This is a genomic window from Streptomyces sp. Ru71 (assembly GCF_002920535.1).
Taxonomy (GTDB): Bacteria; Actinomycetota; Actinomycetes; order Streptomycetales; family Streptomycetaceae; genus Streptomyces.
The window spans coordinates 35,014-52,633 of record NZ_PQSS01000018.1 but is presented as its reverse complement, the minus strand read 5'-3'; the positions used below and the strand labels follow the sequence as shown (position 1 = coordinate 52,633).

The following is a 17,620-nucleotide window of genomic DNA, read 5'->3' as shown; positions in this document are numbered from 1 at the left end:
CGAGATGAACGACGACGGCGGACAGCCGTACACGACACAGCACGGGCCCGGCACACCGGGCCGGCCGAACAGGGACGGACACGAACATGGGTGACACGCACAGGGGCGGCGGGCCGCACACTCGCCGGCACACGCTCCCTGGCGACACCCCGTCCGCCCCGCACCGCACCGCCGGCACCGCGGCGACGCCCGGGGACGCCGTCCTCGCGCCGGTCGGAGACCTCGCCGTGCTGGAGGTCATGATCGCCGCGGCGGTCCGCGCCGACGACATCGACACCGACGCCGAGCAGCGGGCCGTGGCCGCGTTCCGCGCCGCCCGGGAGGCCGGCCCCCGCCGGGCGCGCACCCGGCGCCGCGACGACTGGCGGCCCCGCACCCGTCGCCACCCCCGCTCCGTGAAGGCCGCCCTGACCGTGCTGGCGGCGAGCCTCACCCTCGGCGGTGTCGCCTTCGCCGCGATCGGCACCTCGGGCTCCTCCTCGCACGGACCCGACGGCCCGGACGGCGACCGGCGCCCCTCCCGGCCCGCCGCCACCGGCGCCTCCGGCAGTCCGGCGGACGTGACCTCCGGCTCCGGTTCACCGGACGCCTCCGCCGACGCCGACCGCGGCGCGGGACCCCCCGGACGCCCGGACCGGCCCGCCGCCGCCCAGGACACCGAGGCCCATTGCCGTGCCTGGGAACGGGTCCGGGCCGACGGCAAGGCACTCGACGCCACCGCCTGGCAGCGTCTGATCGCCGCCGCGGGCGGCCCGGACCGGGTCGAGGAGTACTGCGCCGAACAGCTCGCTTCGGCCTCCCGCCCGAGCCCCCGGCCCACCCCCACGGCCGGACGCCCGACCCAGGCCGACCGGCCTACCGAGGCGGGGCAGCCGACCGAGGCCGCACCGAGCGGCCAGCCGGACGGCAAGGGCAAGCAGAAGTAAGAAACGCAGAAGTAAGAAACAAGGAAGAAGCGGAAGCGAGAAGCGGCGAAAAGAGGCTCTCGCCGGGCCGCCATGGCAACGGCCGGGGCCGCCACCCCCCACAGGAGAGGCCCCGGCCGTCGCGCGGCACGGGCCGCGCGGCGGCCCGTACTTCCTACAGCGCCGAGCGTGCCTTTTCTGTCACACCCCGTCGGCATCCGTGCGCGTCACGAGTCGGTTGCATCCTGGGCCGACGTGGACGAGCAGTGGTTTAAAGCCGTAACGTGCCTTTCGCGCCGGACCGCGGGGGGCCCGGACCACCGCGACCACCTGCGGTCTTGAACCGCGACCATCGATCGAGGAACCAGGGTGCTGGGGGACGACGCGGAGCTGACAGCCGCTGTGCTTGCGGCGCAGGGCGGGGACGAGACCGCGTTCCGTGCCGTGTACCGCACCGTGCACCCGCGGCTGCTCGGATACGTCAGGACACTCGTCGGCGACGTCGAAGCGGAGGACGTCGCCTCCGAGGCGTGGCTGCAGATAGCCCGCGACCTGGAGCGGTTCGAGGGGGACGCCGACCGCTTCCGCGGCTGGGCCGCGCGGATCGCCCGCAACCGGGCGCTGGACCACATACGCATGCGCGGCCGCCGCCCCGCCGTCGGCGGCGACGAGACCGAGCTGACCGGCCGGCCCGCCGAGTCCGACACCGCGGGCGAGGCCATCGAGGCGCTGGCCACCGACCGCGCCCTCTCCCTCATCGCCCGGCTGCCGCAGGACCAGGCCGAGGCGGTCGTGCTGCGCGTGGTCGTCGGCCTCGACGCCAAGACCGCGGCACAGACCCTGGGCAAGCGCCCCGGAGCGGTGCGCACGGCCGCGCACCGCGGTCTGAAGAAGCTCGCCGAGCTGCTCGGCGAGCGCCCCGACGGCGATCCGGAATCGGCCGGCGTGCTCGACGCGCTGCCGCCCCAGAGGAAACCGCGCACCCGGGCGGTGACGTCCGCCGGTGTGACGCAACGATGGGCGCGGACGCAGAAGGACATGTGATGGCCGACGAGCAGTACAGGTGGCTGGACCGCGATACGGCGGAGCGACTGCTGCGCGGCGAGCCGCTGGACGCCGTCGCCGCAGACGCCCGTGAGCAGGCCGAACGGCTCTCCCGTGCCCTGGGTGCGCTGTCCGCCGTACCGGAGGACGCCGGCTCCGAACTCCCCGGCGAAGCCGAAGCCCTGACCGCCTTCCGCGCCGCGCGCGCCGGCCATGTCCCGGACAACGGTGTCGTGCGGATCGGCGGCGGCGACCGTGCCGCCCGCCACTCCCGCTGGGGCCGCCCGCTGCGCCTGGCCCTGTGCGCCGCCGTGGCCGCCGGGACGGTCGGCGGGGTCGCGGTCGCGGCCGGCACCGGGGTGCTCCCCACGTTCGGCGCCGGGCCCGACCCCCGTGTCACGGTGTCGGCCGACGCCACCGCCGAGCGCCCGCCGGTCCCGTCCACGCCGGACGGGACCCTCTCGCCGGGTGCCACCGCCGGCGGGGACACCGCCGGCGACGCCGGCCGTTCCGCCGCGGGCCGCACCGACGCCACCGACGCCCAGGGCTCGGACGCCTGGCGGCGCCGGATCACCGAGGCCTGCCAGGACCTGCGCGGCGGCCATGACCTGGACGGCGAGCGCCGGCGTGCCCTGGAAACGGCGGCGGGCGGCGCCCCGCGCGTGGGCACGTACTGCAGGACGGTCCTCGCCGCGTCCGGTGACGACAACGGACAGGACGGATCGGGCAAGGCCCGCGGCGGCGGCGCCCGCGGCACCGCCGGCACAGGCAAGGGCACGTCCGGCAGGAACGGCGCCACGGCGGGCGGCACGGGCAAGGGCACCGGGAACCAGGGCGGCAAGGGCGCCGGGGGCCAGAGCGGTGGCCAGGACGGTGACCAGGGCGGCGGCGCGAGCGGCGGCAAGGACGGCGGCCAGGGCGGTGACGACGACGGCCACGGCAGACCCGGCGACCACGGGCACGGCCACGGCGGCGGTCAGAGCGCCTCGGGTGCCGGCCACGGCGGCGGTCAGGGCGGCTCCGGTCACGGCAGTGGTCACGGCGGCCAGGGCGGTTCCGGCGCCGGTCACGGCCACGGCGGTCACGGCCCGGGTGCTCACGCCGACCCGCCGCACACCCTCTGACCTGCGGTTTCGTAACTTCTGGAAGTTTTTCTCCGCAGGGTGTGACGTTTTCGGCCGCGCGGGCGCAGTAATGAGTGAGCCGACTGGTCATCGGCCGTCGCACTGAGCCGGGGTTCCCCCCGTACCCATGGCTCGTGCACCTGGCGCGGGCGGGGCACGTTCCCCCGGTCCCGCCCGCGCCCCGTCTCCCTCCTCCCGCTCTCCCGGCGTCACCGGTACACGACGACCTTGTCGCCGTCGCGGACCTGCGCGAAGAGCGCCGATATCGCCGCCTCGTCCCGGACGTTCACACAGCCGTGCGAGCCACCGGCGTAGCCCCGGGCGGCGAAGTCGTACGAGTAGTGCACCGCCTGCCCGCCGCTGAAGAACATCGCGTACGGCATCGGCGAGTCGTACAGCGTCGACACGTGGTGCCGTGACTTCCAGTACACGTGGAAGACGCCCTCCCGGGTCGGCGTGTACTGGGAGCCGAAGCGCACCGACATGGTCGACACCGTCCGCCCGTCGATCATCCAGCGCAGGGTGCGGCTCGACTTGCTGATGCACAGCACCCGCCCGGTCAGGCAGCGCGGGTCCGGCGCCGCGGCCGGCTGACCACCCATCAGGTACAGCTCCCACTTGCCGGGTGCGTGCGTCATGGCCAGCAGCCGCCGCCAGGTGACGGTGTCGACCCGGCCGGTGCGCGGCAGCCCGCGCTTGCCCTGGAAGCCCTTGACGGCCTGCTCGGTGAGGTCGTCGTAACTGCCGGTCGGGCCGTCGAACAGCCACGCCACCTGCCGCAGCCGCGCCTGGAGTTCGCGGACGTCGCGCCCGGTGTCGCCGGGTACGAGCATGTCCAGGGGCGCCGGCTCCGGCTTGTCGTCGGCGGGGGAGGACGGCGAGGAGGGCTTCGGGGGCGGGGCCGAGTGCGGCAGCTCGACGTGGACCGGCGAGCGCCGTCCGCCGTCCTGGCCCGCCCCCTGCACCGTGCACCCGCCGGCCGCCACCGACGCCGCCACGACCGCCGCCGCGGCCACCACCCTGACCATGCCCCTGCTACGCATCGCGGACCCCCGTCGTCTCACCGCTTCGGGTAGGTGTCCTTCAGATGCTTTCCAGGCGTGACGCGCCACGAACGGCGCGGCATCGTTGTGAGCAAGGTCCCAGCGTGGGGCACTCCACCGGTCGCACGGCCGTCGCTACAGTCCGTGGCGAGGGTTGGTTTCTACTGGCGAGTAACAGATGTAGTGCGGAGGCACACCATGGCACGCGAGTCGGAGTCCGGACTGCCCATCGAACCGGTGTACGGGCCAGAGGCTCTGGCGGGCTGGGACCCGGAGGAGAAGCTGGGCGAACCGGGCGCGTACCCCTTCACTCGCGGCGTGTACCCGTCGATGTACACCGGCCGGCCCTGGACCATGCGCCAGTACGCCGGTTTCGGCACGGCGGTGGAGTCCAACGCCCGCTACAAGCAGCTGATCGCCAACGGCACGATGGGCCTGTCGGTCGCCTTCGACCTGCCCACGCAGATGGGCCACGACTCCGACGCCCCGATCTCGCACGGCGAGGTCGGCAAGGTCGGCGTGGCGATCGACTCCGTGGACGACATGCGGGTGCTGTTCGACGGCATCCCGCTGGACAAGGTCTCCACGTCCATGACGATCAACGCCCCCGCCTCCCTCCTGCTCCTGCTGTACCAACTGGTCGCCGAGGAGCAGGGCGTCAGCGCGGACAAGCTGACCGGCACGATCCAGAACGACGTGCTGAAGGAGTACATCGCGCGCGGGACGTACATCTTCCCGCCGAAGCCCTCGCTGCGGCTGATCGCCGACATCTTCAAGTACTGCAAGGCCGAGATCCCGAAGTGGAACACCATCTCGATCTCCGGCTACCACATGGCCGAGGCCGGCGCGTCGCCCGCGCAGGAGATCGCGTTCACGCTCGCCGACGGCATCGAGTACGTGCGCACCGCCGTCGCCGCCGGCATGGACGTCGACGACTTCGCGCCCCGCCTGTCCTTCTTCTTCGTCGCCCGCACGACGATCCTGGAGGAGGTCGCCAAGTTCCGCGCCGCGCGCCGGATCTGGGCGCGGGTGATGAAGGAGGAGTTCGGGGCGAAGAACCCGAAGTCCATGATGCTGCGCTTCCACACGCAGACGGCCGGCGTGCAGCTGACCGCGCAGCAGCCGGAGGTGAACCTGGTGCGCGTCGCCGTCCAGGGCCTCGCGGCGGTCCTCGGCGGCACCCAGTCGCTGCACACCAACTCCTTCGACGAGGCGATCGCGCTCCCGACCGACAAGAGCGCGCGGCTCGCCCTCCGCACCCAGCAGGTGCTGGCCTACGAGACCGACGTGACCGCCACCGTCGACCCCTTCGCCGGCTCCTACGTCATCGAGAAGATGACCGACGAGGTCGAGGCGGCCGCGCTGGAGCTGATGGGCAAGGTCGAGGACCTCGGCGGCGCGGTCAACGCGATCGAGCACGGCTTCCAGAAGAACGAGATCGAGCGCAACGCCTACCGCATCGCCCAGGAGACCGACAACGGCGAGCGGGTCGTGGTCGGCGTCAACCGCTTCCAGCTCGACGAGGAGGAGCCCTACGAGCCGCTGCGCGTCGACCCGGCCATCGAGGCACAGCAGGCGGAGCGGCTGGCCAAGCTGCGCGCCGAGCGCGACCAGGCGGCCGTGGACACGGCCCTCGCGGCGCTGAAGAAGGCGGCGGAGGGCGAGGACAACGTCCTGTACCCGATGAAGGACGCCCTGCGCGCCCGCGCGACCGTCGGCGAGGTGTGCAACGCGCTGCGCGAGGTGTGGGGGACGTACGTCCCGTCCGACGCGTTCTGAGGGGCGCCGCCGACGCGGTGAGCGAAACCACGGTGAGGAGTGTCGTACCCCCGTGCGACACTCCTGTCCATGTTCGGCGTCATCGATCTCCCCACCTATCTGGCCGGCCTCGTGCTGATCGTGCTGCTGCCCGGCCCCAACTCGCTCTACGTGCTGTCCGTCGCCGCCCGCAAGGGCATCCGCACCGGGTACAAGGCGGCGGCCGGGGTGTTCACCGGGGACACGATCCTGATGACGCTGGCGGCGCTCGGCGCGGCCTCCGTGCTGACCACGACGCCGCTGCTCTTCGTGGTGGTGAAGTACGCCGGCGCCGGATACCTGGCGTGGATGGCGTACGGCATGCTGCGCTCGGCGCGGGCCATGTGGAAGGCGCGCGGTGAGCACAAGGAGGCCCTCGCCGATCCCGCCGTCGCCGAGGCGGCCGACGAGCGTCCGTACCGGCGTGCCCTGGTGGTCTCGCTGCTGAACCCGAAGGCGATCCTGTTCCTGATCTCCTTCTTCGTGCAGTTCGTCGACCCCGACTACGCCTACCCGGCGCTCTCCTTCCTCGTCCTGGGTGCCCTGCTGCAGACGGCCAGCTTCCTCTACCTGTCCCTGCTGATATTCAGCGGCACCCGCCTGGCCGACGCCTTCCGCCGCCGCAAGCGCCTGGCGGCCGGCGCCACGTCGGCGGCGGGGGCGCTGTTCCTGGGCTTCGCGGTCAAGCTGTCGCTCGCCAGCGCTTAGGCGTCAGCCCGCCGGACGGTTCAGCAGCGCCCTCAGCTTCGGGGTGAACCGCTCCTCGACCAGCTTGTTCATCAGCCACGCCAGGGTCAGCATGATCGCCACGGTGAGCAGGAACGTGCCGTAGGACGGGATGCCCAGGCCCCGGTGCAGGGCCTGGATGACCGGCCAGCCCAGGTGCTCGTGGACCAGGTAGAACGGGTAGGTCAGCGCGCCCGCCACGGTCAGCCAGCGCCAGTTCGCCCAGTCCAGCCAGCCCAGCGCGATCGCCGCCACGGCGAGGAAGCCGAGCGTGACGACCAGGATGACGCCGTAGGCGCTGCGGTAGGAGAACATGTCCGGCGTCACCGGATGCCACAGGCTGCGCACCGCCACCTGCTGCCCGATCAGCCAGTTCACCGCCGTGATGCCCCAGGCGTACGCGTCGCCGCGGTCGCGGTGCACCAGGTACAGGCCCATGCCGCCGATGAAGAACGGCGCGTAGTCCGGCATCACCACGGCGTCCAGCACGGGCTCGTTCAGCCCGCCCGCGATGGCCGCCGCCAGCGTCCAGCAGCCGCAGAACATGATCACCCGGCGGCGGGTGGCGCCCGGCAGCACGATGCACAGGGCGAACAGGGCGTAGAAGCGGACCTCCGCCCACAGCGTCCAGCACACCCCGAGCACCCGGTGGGCGCCCAGCGGCATCTGCAGCATCGTGAAGTTGACCAGCGTCTCGCTCGGCGACACCGTCTTGTACGTCAGCATCGGCAGCGCCATCACCGCCGTCACCAGCACGATCGCCACCCAGTAGGCGGGCAGCAGCCGGGAGGCGCGGGAGGCGAAGAACGAGCGCAGCGGACGGCCCCAGCCGCTCATGCAGATCACGAAGCCGCTGATCACGAAGAAGATCTGCACGCCCAGGCAGCCGTAGGCGAACAGGGTGTGCAGGGTGGGGAACTGGAAGCGCGGTGAGCTGCCCCAGGCCTTGGTGACCTCGCCGCCCCGGCCGCCGTAGTGGTAGGCCGCCACCATCAGCGCGGCCACCAGCCGCAGCCCGTCCAGGGCGCGCAGCCGCACCGGCCGGCGCGTGGCGGGCGGCGGCACCGGCGCGGTGCGCACCGCCGGGCCGGGCACGGCACTCCCCAGGGTCTCCGCGGGCGTGTCGATCACAGGGACCTCTCATCGAAACTCGTCAACTCACCGGACGCTAACGGGGAGCACCGGCCGCCATGAGCCCTCGCGGCGACCTTTCGCCCGGCCGTCCACGAGAGTTCATTCAGGCGTCGCCCCGGCGGACCACCCGCCGCCGCAGGGACCGCGCCCGCCGCGCCATGCGGCGCACGGTCGCGTTGCGCGGGATGAACGCCAGCTGCGCCGGCACCCCGCCGGGCAGGCCCAGCGAGGTCAGCCGGCGGCGCTTGAAGTACCGCCAGGTGCGCGCGTCCAGCCGCTGGGACAGATACCGCTCGGCGGCCGGGCGCAGCTCCGGGTAGATCTTCGACTGCATCGCGAAGCCGACCGCCCGCAGCAGCTGGGTCAGGTCGTCCACGTCCATGCCCCGGTGCTGCTCCCGCACGGCGTCGTCGTCCGCGAGGTCGGGCAGCAGCGCGTCGACGATGGTGACCGGCACCCGGTTGCTGTTCTCGTACGGCGTGAGCCGCTCCAGCAGCAGCCCGGTGCCCGTGCGCGCGACCGGCAGCCCGTACAGCGCCGACGCGGTCAGCAGCGCCGTGGAGAAGCAGCCGACGACCAGCGCCGGGCGCATCCGCTGGTACACCACCTCGGCCAGCACCGGCGTGTCCAGCACGGTCAGTTCGGCGCCGAGCCGCTCCGCCTCCTTCTCCAGCGCCCGCGACCAGCGGGCCGGGGCCGAGGGGTGCGGCTTGAACACCACACGCGTGTGCCCGAGCCGGACCACGCCGCGCAGCATCCGCACATGGAGGTCTTCCTCCTCCTCGCCGGTGAGGATGTCCAGCGCGGACAGGTACTGGCCGAGCAGCAGCGCCGCCTCCTCGACCACCGGCAACGTCTCACCGGTGTCCGAGAGTTCGCCGAGCACCTTCAGGAAGGCGTCCGTCGGCACGATCTCGGGCGGCACGCCGAACTCGGTGAGCAGCAGCGGCGTCAGACCGGGCACCAGGTCCAGGTGCAGCACCCGCCGCACCCGGGTCCCGACCAGCGGGTCGATCTTGAAGCGGGTCGGGCCGTAGGACATCAGCCCGTCCGCGTACACGTCGACGGGAGCGCCGCCGAAGACCTGGCAGATCGCCAGCGCCGGGTTGACCTGGATGGACTCCACGGCCAGCTCGATCCGGTCGTCGCCGAGGTCCCACAGCATCCGCAGATAGCGTTCCCAGAGGATCTGGTCGTCCGGGCGCGGGCCCCAGCCCCCGGGATGGAACGGTGCGATGGCCTCGTTCCACGACAGCACCCCGTCGAACCGGTCCCGCAGGTGCGCGAAGGCGGGGGAGGCGTCGAAGGGCTCGCTCAGCTCCGGTGTCGCGCTGTTGTTGCTGACCAGCAGCAGCCGGCGGTCGGCGGGTCCGAAGCAGTCGGCGTCGAGCGCGGCGGCCAGGGTGGCGGCGCCGTACAGGGTGGAGGCGCAGAAGATCCGGGTGGTGCGGCGGTCGCTCATGCCGCGGCCTCCGATGCCGTGGAGGGCCGGCGGCGCAGCCGGCGCAGCTGGGTGGCGCGGTCGAGGTCCATGGAGTCCAGGGTGTCGTTGAGCAGGTCCTGCGGCATCCGGCGCAGGGCGGCGGCGCTCAGGGAACGGAGTCTGCGGGCCACCGGCGGCTCGAACTTCTCGATGGTCGCCAGATGGTGGCTGATGATGGCGCAGTAGGTGCGCACGGCCTTCGGCAGGAACCGGTCCGCGTCCACGTCCTCGGCTGTCTCCGCGAGCACCCGGTCGAAGGAGCGGATGAAGTCCAGCTGCCGCGTGTCGCCGATCTGGGTCAGCGAGGACGTGACTCCCCGCCGGTAGAAGATGCCGAACACGCTCGGCACCGCGAAGGACTTCGCCTTGCGGTGCAGCCGCCAGATCCACGGCCGGTCCTCGGCGGTGCGCAGGTCCTCCGGGAAGTGCAGCAGCCCCTCGTCGACCAGCCGCCGGTGGTAGGCGCCGGCCCAGGAGTAGGGGTAGTCGACCGGGGTGGAGCGCTCGGTCGGGAGGATCACCGCGCGCGGGTCGACGACGGTGTCGCGCGGCCCGAACGGCACCCGGTACAGGGTGCGTTGGCTCCCGGTGAACCGCACGTGGTCGGTGCGGACGAAATCGCAGCCCAACGACTCGATCGATTCGAGCAATTGCGCGAAATAGCCGGGTGCCGCGTAATCGTCTCCGTCCATGAACGTCAGATACTCGCCCCGGGCCGCGTCGATTCCGGTGTTGCGTGCGGCGGACACCCCTTTCTCGGTGCGGCGGATGAGCACCGCGCCGGGCAGTTCGCGTTCCGCGCGCTGAAGGATTTCCTTCGTGCCATCCGTCGAACAGTCGTCGATCAGGATGAACTCGATGTCCTCACGGGCGTTGGCGTGCAGAGACCGCACGGCGGCCGGGGCGTATTGCCGCACGTTGTGGAAGGGCAGGATGACGGAGAGCTTGACCACGTCAGCGACGGTATGCCGCAGCCCCCGGCCGCGTCTTTACCATCTGTTTGATGAGGGGTGAACGACGCGTGGCGGAGTCGTGAATCCAGCCCGTCCCAGGGCGTTTCGCGCCCCGATTCGCCGTTCGGCGAAGTGCTGTTAACCGTCTGTTGCGTTCGGGTTGGGCCGAAACTCGGAATGCCTTCCTAGCGTCTTCGGCGTGCCAGCCAGTGCAACGAACGCCCCGCGCGTCGCCGTTCTCGCGGATTCCGACACCCGGTGGAAATGGGGCGCGCTCACCGCGCGCCGCCTGCTCCCCGAGGGTGCCGAGGTCCGGCTCGACGGCTACCTGCTGCGGGGCCGCGCCACCCCCACCGCCCGCCAGTTGCGTGAGGTCGGCGTCCGCGCCGACTCCCTGCGCGAGGTGACCGCCGTTCAGTTCCTGAGCGCCCTGCCCGAGGAACCGTACGACGTGCTCGTGCTCGCGCTGGTCGGCGGCGGGGTGCAGGCGATGCTGCACGGGCTGAAGCGGGCGTGGCAGGGCCGGGCCGAGCGGCCCGTCGTCGTCACCGGCTATGTCGGCGTCGTCTACGAGAAGCTCGCCGACGGCCTGCTGCTGCGGCACGGCGCCGACCTCGTGCTCGCCAACTCCCGCCAGGACGCCGAGCGTTTCCGCGCGGTGTACGAGGGAGTGGGCGCCGACGCCGGCGCGGTCACCGAGGTCGCCCTGCCGTTCCTCGGCGGGGAGCCCTACACCGGCGAACACGACCCCTGCACGGTCGTCTTCGCCGCCCAGCCCTCCGTCCCGGAGTCCCGCAAGGACCGCGCCTACCTCCTGGACCGCCTGGTCCGGCACGCCCGCCTGCACCCCGAGCGCGAGGTGCTGCTCAAGCTGCGCTCCAAGCCCGGCGAGCACACCACGCACCTGGAGGAGCTGCCGTACCAGAAGCTGGCCCAGAAGGCCGGCCCGCTGCCGCCCAACCTGCGCCTGGTGTACGGCAACATGGGCGAGGTCCTGGACCGCACCGACCTGCTGGTGACGGTGAGCTCCACGGCGGCCCTGGAGTCCCTGCACCGCCGCATCCCCACCGCCGTCCTCACCGACCTCGGGGTGCGCGAGGTGCTCGGCAACCACCACTTCACCGGCTCCGGCTGCCTTGTCTCCTGGGACCAGCTGGACGCCGGCCACCGGCCCGAGCCCGACCCCGAGTGGCTGGCCCGGCAGGGCGTCGCCGCCGACGGCGACTACGCGACCGCGTTCGACGCGGCCCGCGAGCGGATCGCCAAGCTGCTCGGCCGGCCCGGCGGACTGCCGCCGCTCACGCCGTACTACACGAACGAGACCGCCCCCGGCTATCTGCCCGGCATCCTCGCCCGCCACCACCTCGCCCCCGACGGCAGCCCGCTGCCGGGCGCCCCCGCCGCCGACAAGGAACCCGGACCGGTCCGGCAGATCGTGCGCCGGGCCGCGCGCGGCGCCTACCGGCACGGCGTGCAGCGCGTGGCGCCCGTCATCCGGCGGATGGGGGAGCTGTGACCTCGTCGCTCCAAGGAGAACACCCCATGTCCGAATCGTCGGCGCGACGCCGCGTGCTCGCCGTGATCCCCGCGCGCGGCGGCTCCAAGGGCGTGCCCGCGAAGAACCTCGCACCGGTCGGCGGCGTGCCGCTGGTCGCCCGCGCCGTGCGCGAGTGCCGCGCCGCGCGCCTGGTGACGGACGTCGTCGTCTCCACCGACGACCAGGCCATCGCGGCCGCCGCCCGGGAGGCGGGCGCCGAGGTCGTGCTGCGGCCCGCCGCCATCGCCGGGGACACCGCCACCTCGGAGGCCGCGGTCCTGCACGCCCTGGACGCGTACGAGGCGCTGCACGGCGCTGCGGTGGACGTGGTGCTCCTCGTGCAGTGCACCAGCCCGTTCCTGGTCCGCGAGGACGTGGACGGGGTGGCCGCGGCCGTCGTGGAGCGGGGTGCCGACACCGCCGTCACCGTGGCACCGTTCCACGGGTTCCTCTGGCGCGAGGCGCAGGACGAGCCGGAGGGCGGCTTCGGCGTCAACCACGACAAGTCCTTCCGGCCCCGCCGCCAGGACCGGCCCCAGGACCTGCTGGAGACCGGCGCCGCCTACGCCATGGACGCGGCCGGCTTCCGCACCCACCGGCACCGCTTCTTCGGCCGCACCGACCTGGTGCGCACCGACCCCGCGCGCGTGCTGGAGATCGACGACCCGCACGACCTCGCCCGGGCCCGCGCCCTCGCACCCCTCTTCGACGCGGACCGGCCCGGCGCCCTCCCGACCGCCGACGACATCGACGCGGTCGTCCTCGACTTCGACGGCACCCAGACCGACGACCGGGTGCTGATCGACTCCGAGGGACGGGAGTTCGTCTCCGTGCACCGCGGGGACGGACTCGGCATCGCCGCCCTGCGCAGGAGCGGCCTGCAGATGCTGATCCTGTCCACGGAACAGAACCCGGTCGTCGCCGCCCGCGCCCGCAAGCTGAAGCTGCCGGTGCTGCACGGCGTCGACCGCAAGGACCTCGCGCTCAAGCAGTGGTGCGAGGAAGCGGGCATCGCGCCGGAGCGCGTGCTCTACGTCGGCAACGACGTCAACGACCTGCCCTGCTTCGCCCTCGTCGGCTGGCCCGTGGCGGTCGCGAACGCCCACGACGTCGTACGCGGCGCCGCACGCGCGGTCACCACCGTCCCCGGTGGCGACGGCGCGATCCGGGAGATCGCCGGCTGGATCCTCGGCCCCTCTCTCGATTCCCTCCCCCAGCTCCCCAAGTAAGGACACCCCCAGTCATGAGCACCACCTCCCGTCTGCGCACGTTCCGCTCCCGCGAGGTCGGCCCCGGCCGTCCCGTCTACATCTGCGGCGAGATCGGCATCAACCACAACGGCGAGCTGGAGAACGCCTTCAAGCTCATCGACGTGGCCGTCGAGGCCGGCTGCGACGCCGTGAAGTTCCAGAAGCGCACCCCCGAGATCTGCACCCCGCGCGACCAGTGGGACATCGAGCGGGACACGCCGTGGGGCCGGATGACGTACATCGACTACCGCCACCGCGTGGAGTTCGGCGAGGACGAGTACCGCCGGATCGACGAGTACTGCCGCACCCGGGGCATCGACTGGTTCGCCTCCCCGTGGGACACCGAGGCCGTCGCCTTCCTGGAGAAGTTCGACGTCCCCGCCCACAAGGTGGCCTCCGCCTCCCTCACCGACGACGAGCTGCTGCGCGCCCTGCGCGCCACGGGCAAGACGGTCATCCTGTCCACCGGCATGTCCACCCCCAAGCAGATCCGCCACGCGGTGGAGGTCCTGGGCAGCGACAACATCGTCATGTGCCACGCCACGTCGACGTACCCCGCCAAGGCCGAGGAGCTGAACCTCCGCGTGATCAACACGCTGGAGAAGGAGTACCCGAACGTCCCGATCGGCTACTCCGGCCACGAGACCGGTCTGCAGACCACGCTTGCCGCCGTCGCCCTCGGCGCCTGCTTCGTCGAGCGGCACATCACCCTCGACCGCGCCATGTGGGGCTCCGACCAGGCCGCCTCCGTCGAGCCGCAGGGCCTGCAGCGGCTCGTCCGTGACATCCGCACCATCGAGGACGCCCTCGGTGACGGCGTGAAGAAGGTCTACGACTCCGAGCTCGCCCCGATGAAGAAGCTGCGCCGGGTCGCCGGCGTCGTCGCCGAGGCGGAGATCGCGGCGGCGGCGGGCGAGCCGGTCGCGGTCTGACGGATCCGCTGAGTGCCCGACGGGACGGACTGACGTCGATGAACCCGCGCGCCGGCGAGCCCGGCACCACCCTCGCGTTCGTGGAGAGCCCGGTACAGCTCCTCAACGTCCTGGAGTGGGCGTACGCCCACGGCATCCGGCCGCTTCAGGAGCCCGGCGCGGGGTTCACCCTCGTCGTCCTGTCCCCGACCGACCCGATGACCCGGGGCCAGCTGCGGCGCATGGCCGACCTGGCCCGGGACGAGGGGCACACCGTCCGCTGGGAGGAGGCGCGCGGTGGCCCCGCGGCCCCCTTCCAGACGGTCGGCGGACTGGCCGGCCCGCTGCGGCGGGCGGACCGGATCGTCATGGGCGACCCGTTCTCCCGGTACGTGCAGCTTTTGCTGACCATCACGCGCGCCCGTGACCTGGTCGTCGTCGACGACGGCACGGCCACGATGGAGTTCGTCGCCCAGCTGGCGCGCGGCGAGCGGCTGGTGCGCTGGCACCGCAAGGGCGGCCGGCGCGGTCCGCGCGACCTGGTGTTCGCGCCGGTGTCGTCGGTCGCCCGCCGCCGGCTGACGCCGGGCGGCGAGCGCGAGGTGGAGATCTTCTCCTCCATGCCGATCGACGAGGCCCCCGAGGGCGTGCGGGTCACGCCCCACGACTTCGCCTGGACCCGGGCCCGCTTCGGGCCGCCCCGCATCACCAAGGGCGCGGACATGGTGGGTACGTCGCTGGTGGAGACCGGTGTCGTGGACGGCGAGCGCTACCTCGACGCCGTCCGCGGCCTGGCCAAGGCGCACGGGGCCACCCGCTACTTCGCCCACCGGCGCGAGAGCGCGGAGAAACTGCACCGGCTGGCCGTCGAGACGGGGCTGGAGATCGTCCGCCCCGAGCTGCCGCTGGAGCTGATCGCCCGGCGGGGGCCTGTCGGCCGGACGATCCTCAGCTTTCCGTCCACGGTGGTGCACACCCTGCCGCTGGCCCTGGCGGGGACGGAGGTCCAGGTGGCGGTCTGCGACATCGACCCCGACTGGCTCACGCAGACGGCGTCCCCGCGGGCGCAGGGTTTCTTGTCGAACGTGACGGGAACGGCGAGGGGCGTACGCCGCCTCACGGCTATGAGCGCGGCGTGACGCGGCCCCTTGGTCGCCATGGCTGCGGGCAGTGGCCGGCCGGTCGCGCAGTTCCCCGCGCCCCTTGGTCGGCATGGCTGCGGGCCGTGGGTGGCTGGTCGCGCAGTTCCCCGCGCCCCTAGGTCGGCATAGCTGCGGGCAGTCGTGCCGCTGGGGCGGCACGGGTGGGCGCAGCGGCACCCCGTCGCGCCGGGCTGCGTCACCCACCCCCGGTCAGCCGCAACGCCGAGCTGTTGGCTCGGGTCAGTCCGCCGGCCGGCGGGCCAGGATGAAACACCGGGGCCGTGTCTCCTCGGGCGACGGCTCTCGGACGAGCCTGGCCACCGGGTCGAGCCCCGCCTCCCCCAGCCCCGCCGCCACCCTCTCCGGCGTACGCCAGTAGTAGTCGAGCCCGATCTCGTGCCCGAACCGCTCCGTCAGCCGCACCCGCTCCCCCTGCCCCACCTGGAAGGACAGCAGGACGTGCCCCCCGGGCACCAGCACCCGCCGGAACTCGGCGAACACCGCCACAAGCTCCTCGTCCGGCACATGGATGACCGAGTACAGCGCGAGCACCCCGCCGAGCGTCGCGGAAGGCAGGTCCAGCGCCGTCATCGACCCCACATGGAACCGCAGCCCCGGATGCGCCTCCCGCGCGAGCGCCACCATCCGCGGTGAGAGGTCCACGCCGAAGACGGGAACCCCGAGCGCGTGCAGCCGGGCCGTGACGTGCCCCGGCCCGCTGCCGAGGTCCGCGACGGGCTCGGGCCCGTTCGCCGTGACCAGCTCGGCGAACGCCGTGAGCAGGGCCCGCTCCAGCGGCCCGTCGCCCAGGCCGTCCGGATACCGTTCGGCGTAGTCGGCCGCGATGGCGTCGTACGAGACACGGGTGGCGGTCAGGAACGCGGTGGGGGAGTCGGTCACGACCGGCACCCTAGGGCGCCCGCTCCGATGGAGGGGGCCGATTCACGGAACCCGCGCCGTCCCGACAGGCGAACATCGGCCGCGTGGTCGGGCCGGGGCGTGGTATCCGTGGAGAAAGAGGTGAAAAAAGCAGGGACGGGCGCCCGGCCGCACCATCGACCCGCTCGAAAGCCGGTCGAGTGTACCCATCCCCGACGACCACTATGCGTCGAGCGGCCACGGTTTCTTCCCCTAACGGGCTGAACTTTTGTTGATCGCGGGTCAGTTGACCGCCCCGGCGCCCTACCCTTCAGAGGGTGAAGCAACTGATGTCGCCACAGACCGAGGCCGATCCTTCCGGGCACGCCCTGCTCCCCGGCGCGCTCCCCGAGCAGCTGCGCGCCGAACTCGTCGCCTTCCGCCGCGACCTGCACATGCACCCGGAACTCGGCAACCAGGAGTTCCGCACCACCGCGGCGATCAAGGCCCGCCTGGAGACGGCCGGCCTCCACCCGCGCGTGCTGCCCACCGGAACCGGCCTGATCTGCGACATCGGCGTACCCGACGGCACCCCGTACGACGGCCCGGCGATGCTCGCCCTGCGCGCCGACATCGACGCCCTGCCCATCCCGGACACCAAGGCCGACTGCCCCTACCGCTCGACCGTGCCCGACCGCGCCCACGCCTGCGGCCACGACGTGCACACCACCGTCGTCCTCGGCACCGGCCTGGTCCTCGCCGAGCTGCACCGGCAGGGCCGGCTGCCCCGCCCGGTGCGGCTGATCTTCCAGCCCGCCGAGGAGGTGCTGCCCGGCGGCGCCGCCGACGTCATCGCGTGCGGCGCCCTGGACGGCGTGGGCCGCATCCTCGCCGTGCACTGCGACCCGAGGGTCGACGCAGGCCGGGTCGGGCTGCGGGCCGGCGCGATCACCTCCGCCTGCGACCGGCTGGAGATCGCCCTCGACGGCCCCGGCGGCCACACCGCCCGCCCGCATCTGACCACCGACCTGGTCACGGCCGCCGCCCGGGTCGTCACCGACGTCCCCGCGCTGGTCGGCCGGCGTGTCGACACCCGCAGCGGCCTGGCCGTGACCTGGGGCCGGGTCGAGTCCGGACACGCGCCGAACGTCATCCCGCAACACGCCGAGCTGGCCGGAACCGTGCGCTGCCTGGACATCGAGGCCTGGCGGCAGGCCCCCGACATCGTGGTCGCCGCGATCGACGAGGTCGCCAACCTGCACGGCGCCAAGTCCGAGATCAACTACGTGCGTGGCGTCCCGCCCGTGGTCAACGACCCCTCGGTCACCGAACTGCTGCGCGAGGCGATGACCGCACGCCGCGGCCCGGAGTCGGTCGAGGGCACCGAGCAGTCCCTGGGCGGCGAGGACTTCTCCTGGTACCTGGAGCACGTCCCCGGCGCCATGGCCCGCCTCGGCGTCCGCACCCCCGGTGAGCGCACCGTCCGCGACCTCCACCAGGGCGACTTCGACGCCGACGAGTCGGCGATCACGGTCGGCGTGGAGCTGTTCACGGCCGCCGCGCTGCTGGACGCGATCAGCCGGGAGGCGTGAGGCCACCCGTGACGCCGCCGGCGCCGGCCGACAGGCGTCGCTTGACGTCAAGATCGTTCCCTCTCAGAATCGCCTCCTGCGCACCGGCCGGGGCGATCACCAGGGGGGAACCATGCACCGA

General features: G+C 72.9%; 15 protein-coding genes. 10 read left to right on the top strand and 5 right to left on the bottom strand.

Annotated elements, in window-relative coordinates; translation table 11 throughout:
• Nucleotides 1–86 precede the first annotated feature (86 nt).
• The 3 genes from C3489_RS13955 to C3489_RS13945 all read left to right on the top strand — a co-directional run bounded on the left by C3489_RS13955 (nt 87) and on the right by C3489_RS13945 (nt 3,073).
• On the top strand, nt 87–926 hold the full coding sequence (locus C3489_RS13955) for a hypothetical protein (RefSeq protein WP_103782110.1): 840 nt from the start codon (nt 87–89) through the stop codon (nt 924–926).
• A 348-nt stretch (nt 927–1,274) separates the two neighbouring features.
• Nucleotides 1,275–1,949, top strand: a complete 675-nt coding sequence (locus tag C3489_RS13950) for an RNA polymerase sigma factor (protein WP_103782109.1) — start codon at nt 1,275–1,277, stop codon at nt 1,947–1,949.
• On the top strand, nt 1,949–3,073 hold the full coding sequence (locus tag C3489_RS13945) for a hypothetical protein (protein WP_103782108.1): 1,125 nt from the start codon (nt 1,949–1,951) through the stop codon (nt 3,071–3,073). The genes C3489_RS13950 and C3489_RS13945 overlap by 1 nt, the downstream gene beginning before the upstream one ends.
• Before the next feature lie 209 nt (nt 3,074–3,282).
• On the opposite strand, the gene C3489_RS13940 is transcribed toward C3489_RS13945, so the two are convergent.
• Nucleotides 3,283–4,116 carry a L,D-transpeptidase family protein gene (locus tag C3489_RS13940; protein ID WP_103782107.1) on the bottom strand — a complete coding sequence of 278 codons (834 nt, stop codon included), beginning with the start codon at nt 4,114–4,116 and terminating at the stop codon, nt 3,283–3,285.
• 198 nt (nt 4,117–4,314) lie between these two features.
• Here C3489_RS13940 and C3489_RS13935 point away from each other — a divergent pair, with 198 nt between their 5' ends.
• A complete protein-coding gene (locus C3489_RS13935; protein WP_103782106.1) occupies nt 4,315–5,895 on the top strand; it encodes a methylmalonyl-CoA mutase in 1,581 nt (526 codons plus the stop codon).
• Nucleotides 5,896–5,964: 69 nt separating this feature from the next.
• Nucleotides 5,965–6,621: a leucine efflux protein LeuE gene (gene leuE, locus C3489_RS13930; RefSeq protein WP_103782105.1), complete on the top strand. Its 657-nt coding sequence runs from the start codon at nt 5,965–5,967 to the stop codon at nt 6,619–6,621.
• A gap of 3 nt (nt 6,622–6,624) precedes the next feature.
• Here leuE and C3489_RS13925 read toward each other — a convergent pair whose 3' ends face one another.
• The 3 genes from C3489_RS13925 to C3489_RS13915 all read right to left on the bottom strand — a co-directional run bounded on the left by C3489_RS13925 (nt 6,625) and on the right by C3489_RS13915 (nt 10,209).
• A complete protein-coding gene (locus C3489_RS13925; protein ID WP_103782104.1) occupies nt 6,625–7,770 on the bottom strand; it encodes an acyltransferase in 1,146 nt (381 codons plus the stop codon).
• Nucleotides 7,771–7,876: 106 nt separating this feature from the next.
• Nucleotides 7,877–9,235, bottom strand: coding sequence for a polysialyltransferase family glycosyltransferase (locus C3489_RS13920; protein WP_103782103.1), 1,359 nt, complete (start codon nt 9,233–9,235; stop codon nt 7,877–7,879).
• A complete protein-coding gene (locus tag C3489_RS13915; RefSeq protein ID WP_103782102.1) occupies nt 9,232–10,209 on the bottom strand; it encodes a glycosyltransferase family 2 protein in 978 nt (325 codons plus the stop codon). Before C3489_RS13915 ends, C3489_RS13920 begins: the two co-directional genes overlap by 4 nt.
• A 199-nt stretch (nt 10,210–10,408) precedes the next feature.
• Between C3489_RS13915 and C3489_RS13910 the strand changes: the two genes are divergently transcribed.
• From C3489_RS13910 to C3489_RS13895, 4 genes are read left to right on the top strand one after another with little or no spacing between them, the layout of a single operon-like run.
• Entirely contained in the window at nt 10,409–11,725 is a 1,317-nt protein-coding gene (locus tag C3489_RS13910) for a DUF6716 putative glycosyltransferase (RefSeq protein ID WP_103782101.1), read from the top strand.
• A gap of 26 nt (nt 11,726–11,751) precedes the next feature.
• On the top strand, nt 11,752–12,975 hold the full coding sequence (locus C3489_RS13905) for an N-acylneuraminate cytidylyltransferase (protein WP_103782100.1): 1,224 nt from the start codon (nt 11,752–11,754) through the stop codon (nt 12,973–12,975).
• Nucleotides 12,976–12,989: 14 nt separating this feature from the next.
• The gene (locus tag C3489_RS13900; protein WP_103782099.1) at nt 12,990–13,928 is read left to right on the top strand and encodes an N-acetylneuraminate synthase family protein; all 939 of its coding nucleotides are present in this window, start codon (nt 12,990–12,992) and stop codon (nt 13,926–13,928) included.
• Nucleotides 13,929–13,966: 38 nt separating this feature from the next.
• Nucleotides 13,967–15,046, top strand: a complete 1,080-nt coding sequence (locus tag C3489_RS13895) for a hypothetical protein (protein ID WP_103782098.1) — start codon at nt 13,967–13,969, stop codon at nt 15,044–15,046.
• A 243-nt stretch (nt 15,047–15,289) separates the two neighbouring features.
• Here the strand turns inward: C3489_RS13895 and C3489_RS13890 are convergent, their stop codons facing one another.
• A complete protein-coding gene (locus C3489_RS13890) occupies nt 15,290–15,949 on the bottom strand; it encodes a class I SAM-dependent methyltransferase (RefSeq protein WP_103782161.1) in 660 nt (219 codons plus the stop codon).
• Between the two features lie 308 nt (nt 15,950–16,257).
• Here C3489_RS13890 and C3489_RS13885 point away from each other — a divergent pair, with 308 nt between their 5' ends.
• Entirely contained in the window at nt 16,258–17,499 is a 1,242-nt protein-coding gene (locus C3489_RS13885) for a M20 family metallopeptidase (protein ID WP_103782097.1), read from the top strand.
• The last annotated feature ends 121 nt before the right edge of the window (nt 17,500–17,620 follow it).

Bases quoted from the DNA above. Each gene is read 5' to 3' on its own strand.
- C3489_RS13955 (WP_103782110.1), top strand. From the start codon at position 87: ATGGGTGACACGCACAGGGGCGGCGGGCCGCACACTCGCCGGCACACG.
- C3489_RS13945 (WP_103782108.1), top strand. From the start codon at position 1,949: ATGGCCGACGAGCAGTACAGGTGGCTGGACCGCGATACGGCGGAGCGA.
- C3489_RS13940 (WP_103782107.1), bottom strand. From the start codon at position 4,116: ATGCGTAGCAGGGGCATGGTCAGGGTGGTGGCCGCGGCGGCGGTCGTG.
- C3489_RS13935 (WP_103782106.1), top strand. From the start codon at position 4,315: ATGGCACGCGAGTCGGAGTCCGGACTGCCCATCGAACCGGTGTACGGG.
- leuE (WP_103782105.1), top strand. From the start codon at position 5,965: ATGTTCGGCGTCATCGATCTCCCCACCTATCTGGCCGGCCTCGTGCTG.
- C3489_RS13920 (WP_103782103.1), bottom strand. From the start codon at position 9,235: ATGAGCGACCGCCGCACCACCCGGATCTTCTGCGCCTCCACCCTGTAC.
- C3489_RS13905 (WP_103782100.1), top strand. From the start codon at position 11,752: ATGTCCGAATCGTCGGCGCGACGCCGCGTGCTCGCCGTGATCCCCGCG.
- C3489_RS13900 (WP_103782099.1), top strand. From the start codon at position 12,990: ATGAGCACCACCTCCCGTCTGCGCACGTTCCGCTCCCGCGAGGTCGGC.
- C3489_RS13895 (WP_103782098.1), top strand. From the start codon at position 13,967: ATGAACCCGCGCGCCGGCGAGCCCGGCACCACCCTCGCGTTCGTGGAG.
- C3489_RS13885 (WP_103782097.1), top strand. From the start codon at position 16,258: ATGTCGCCACAGACCGAGGCCGATCCTTCCGGGCACGCCCTGCTCCCC.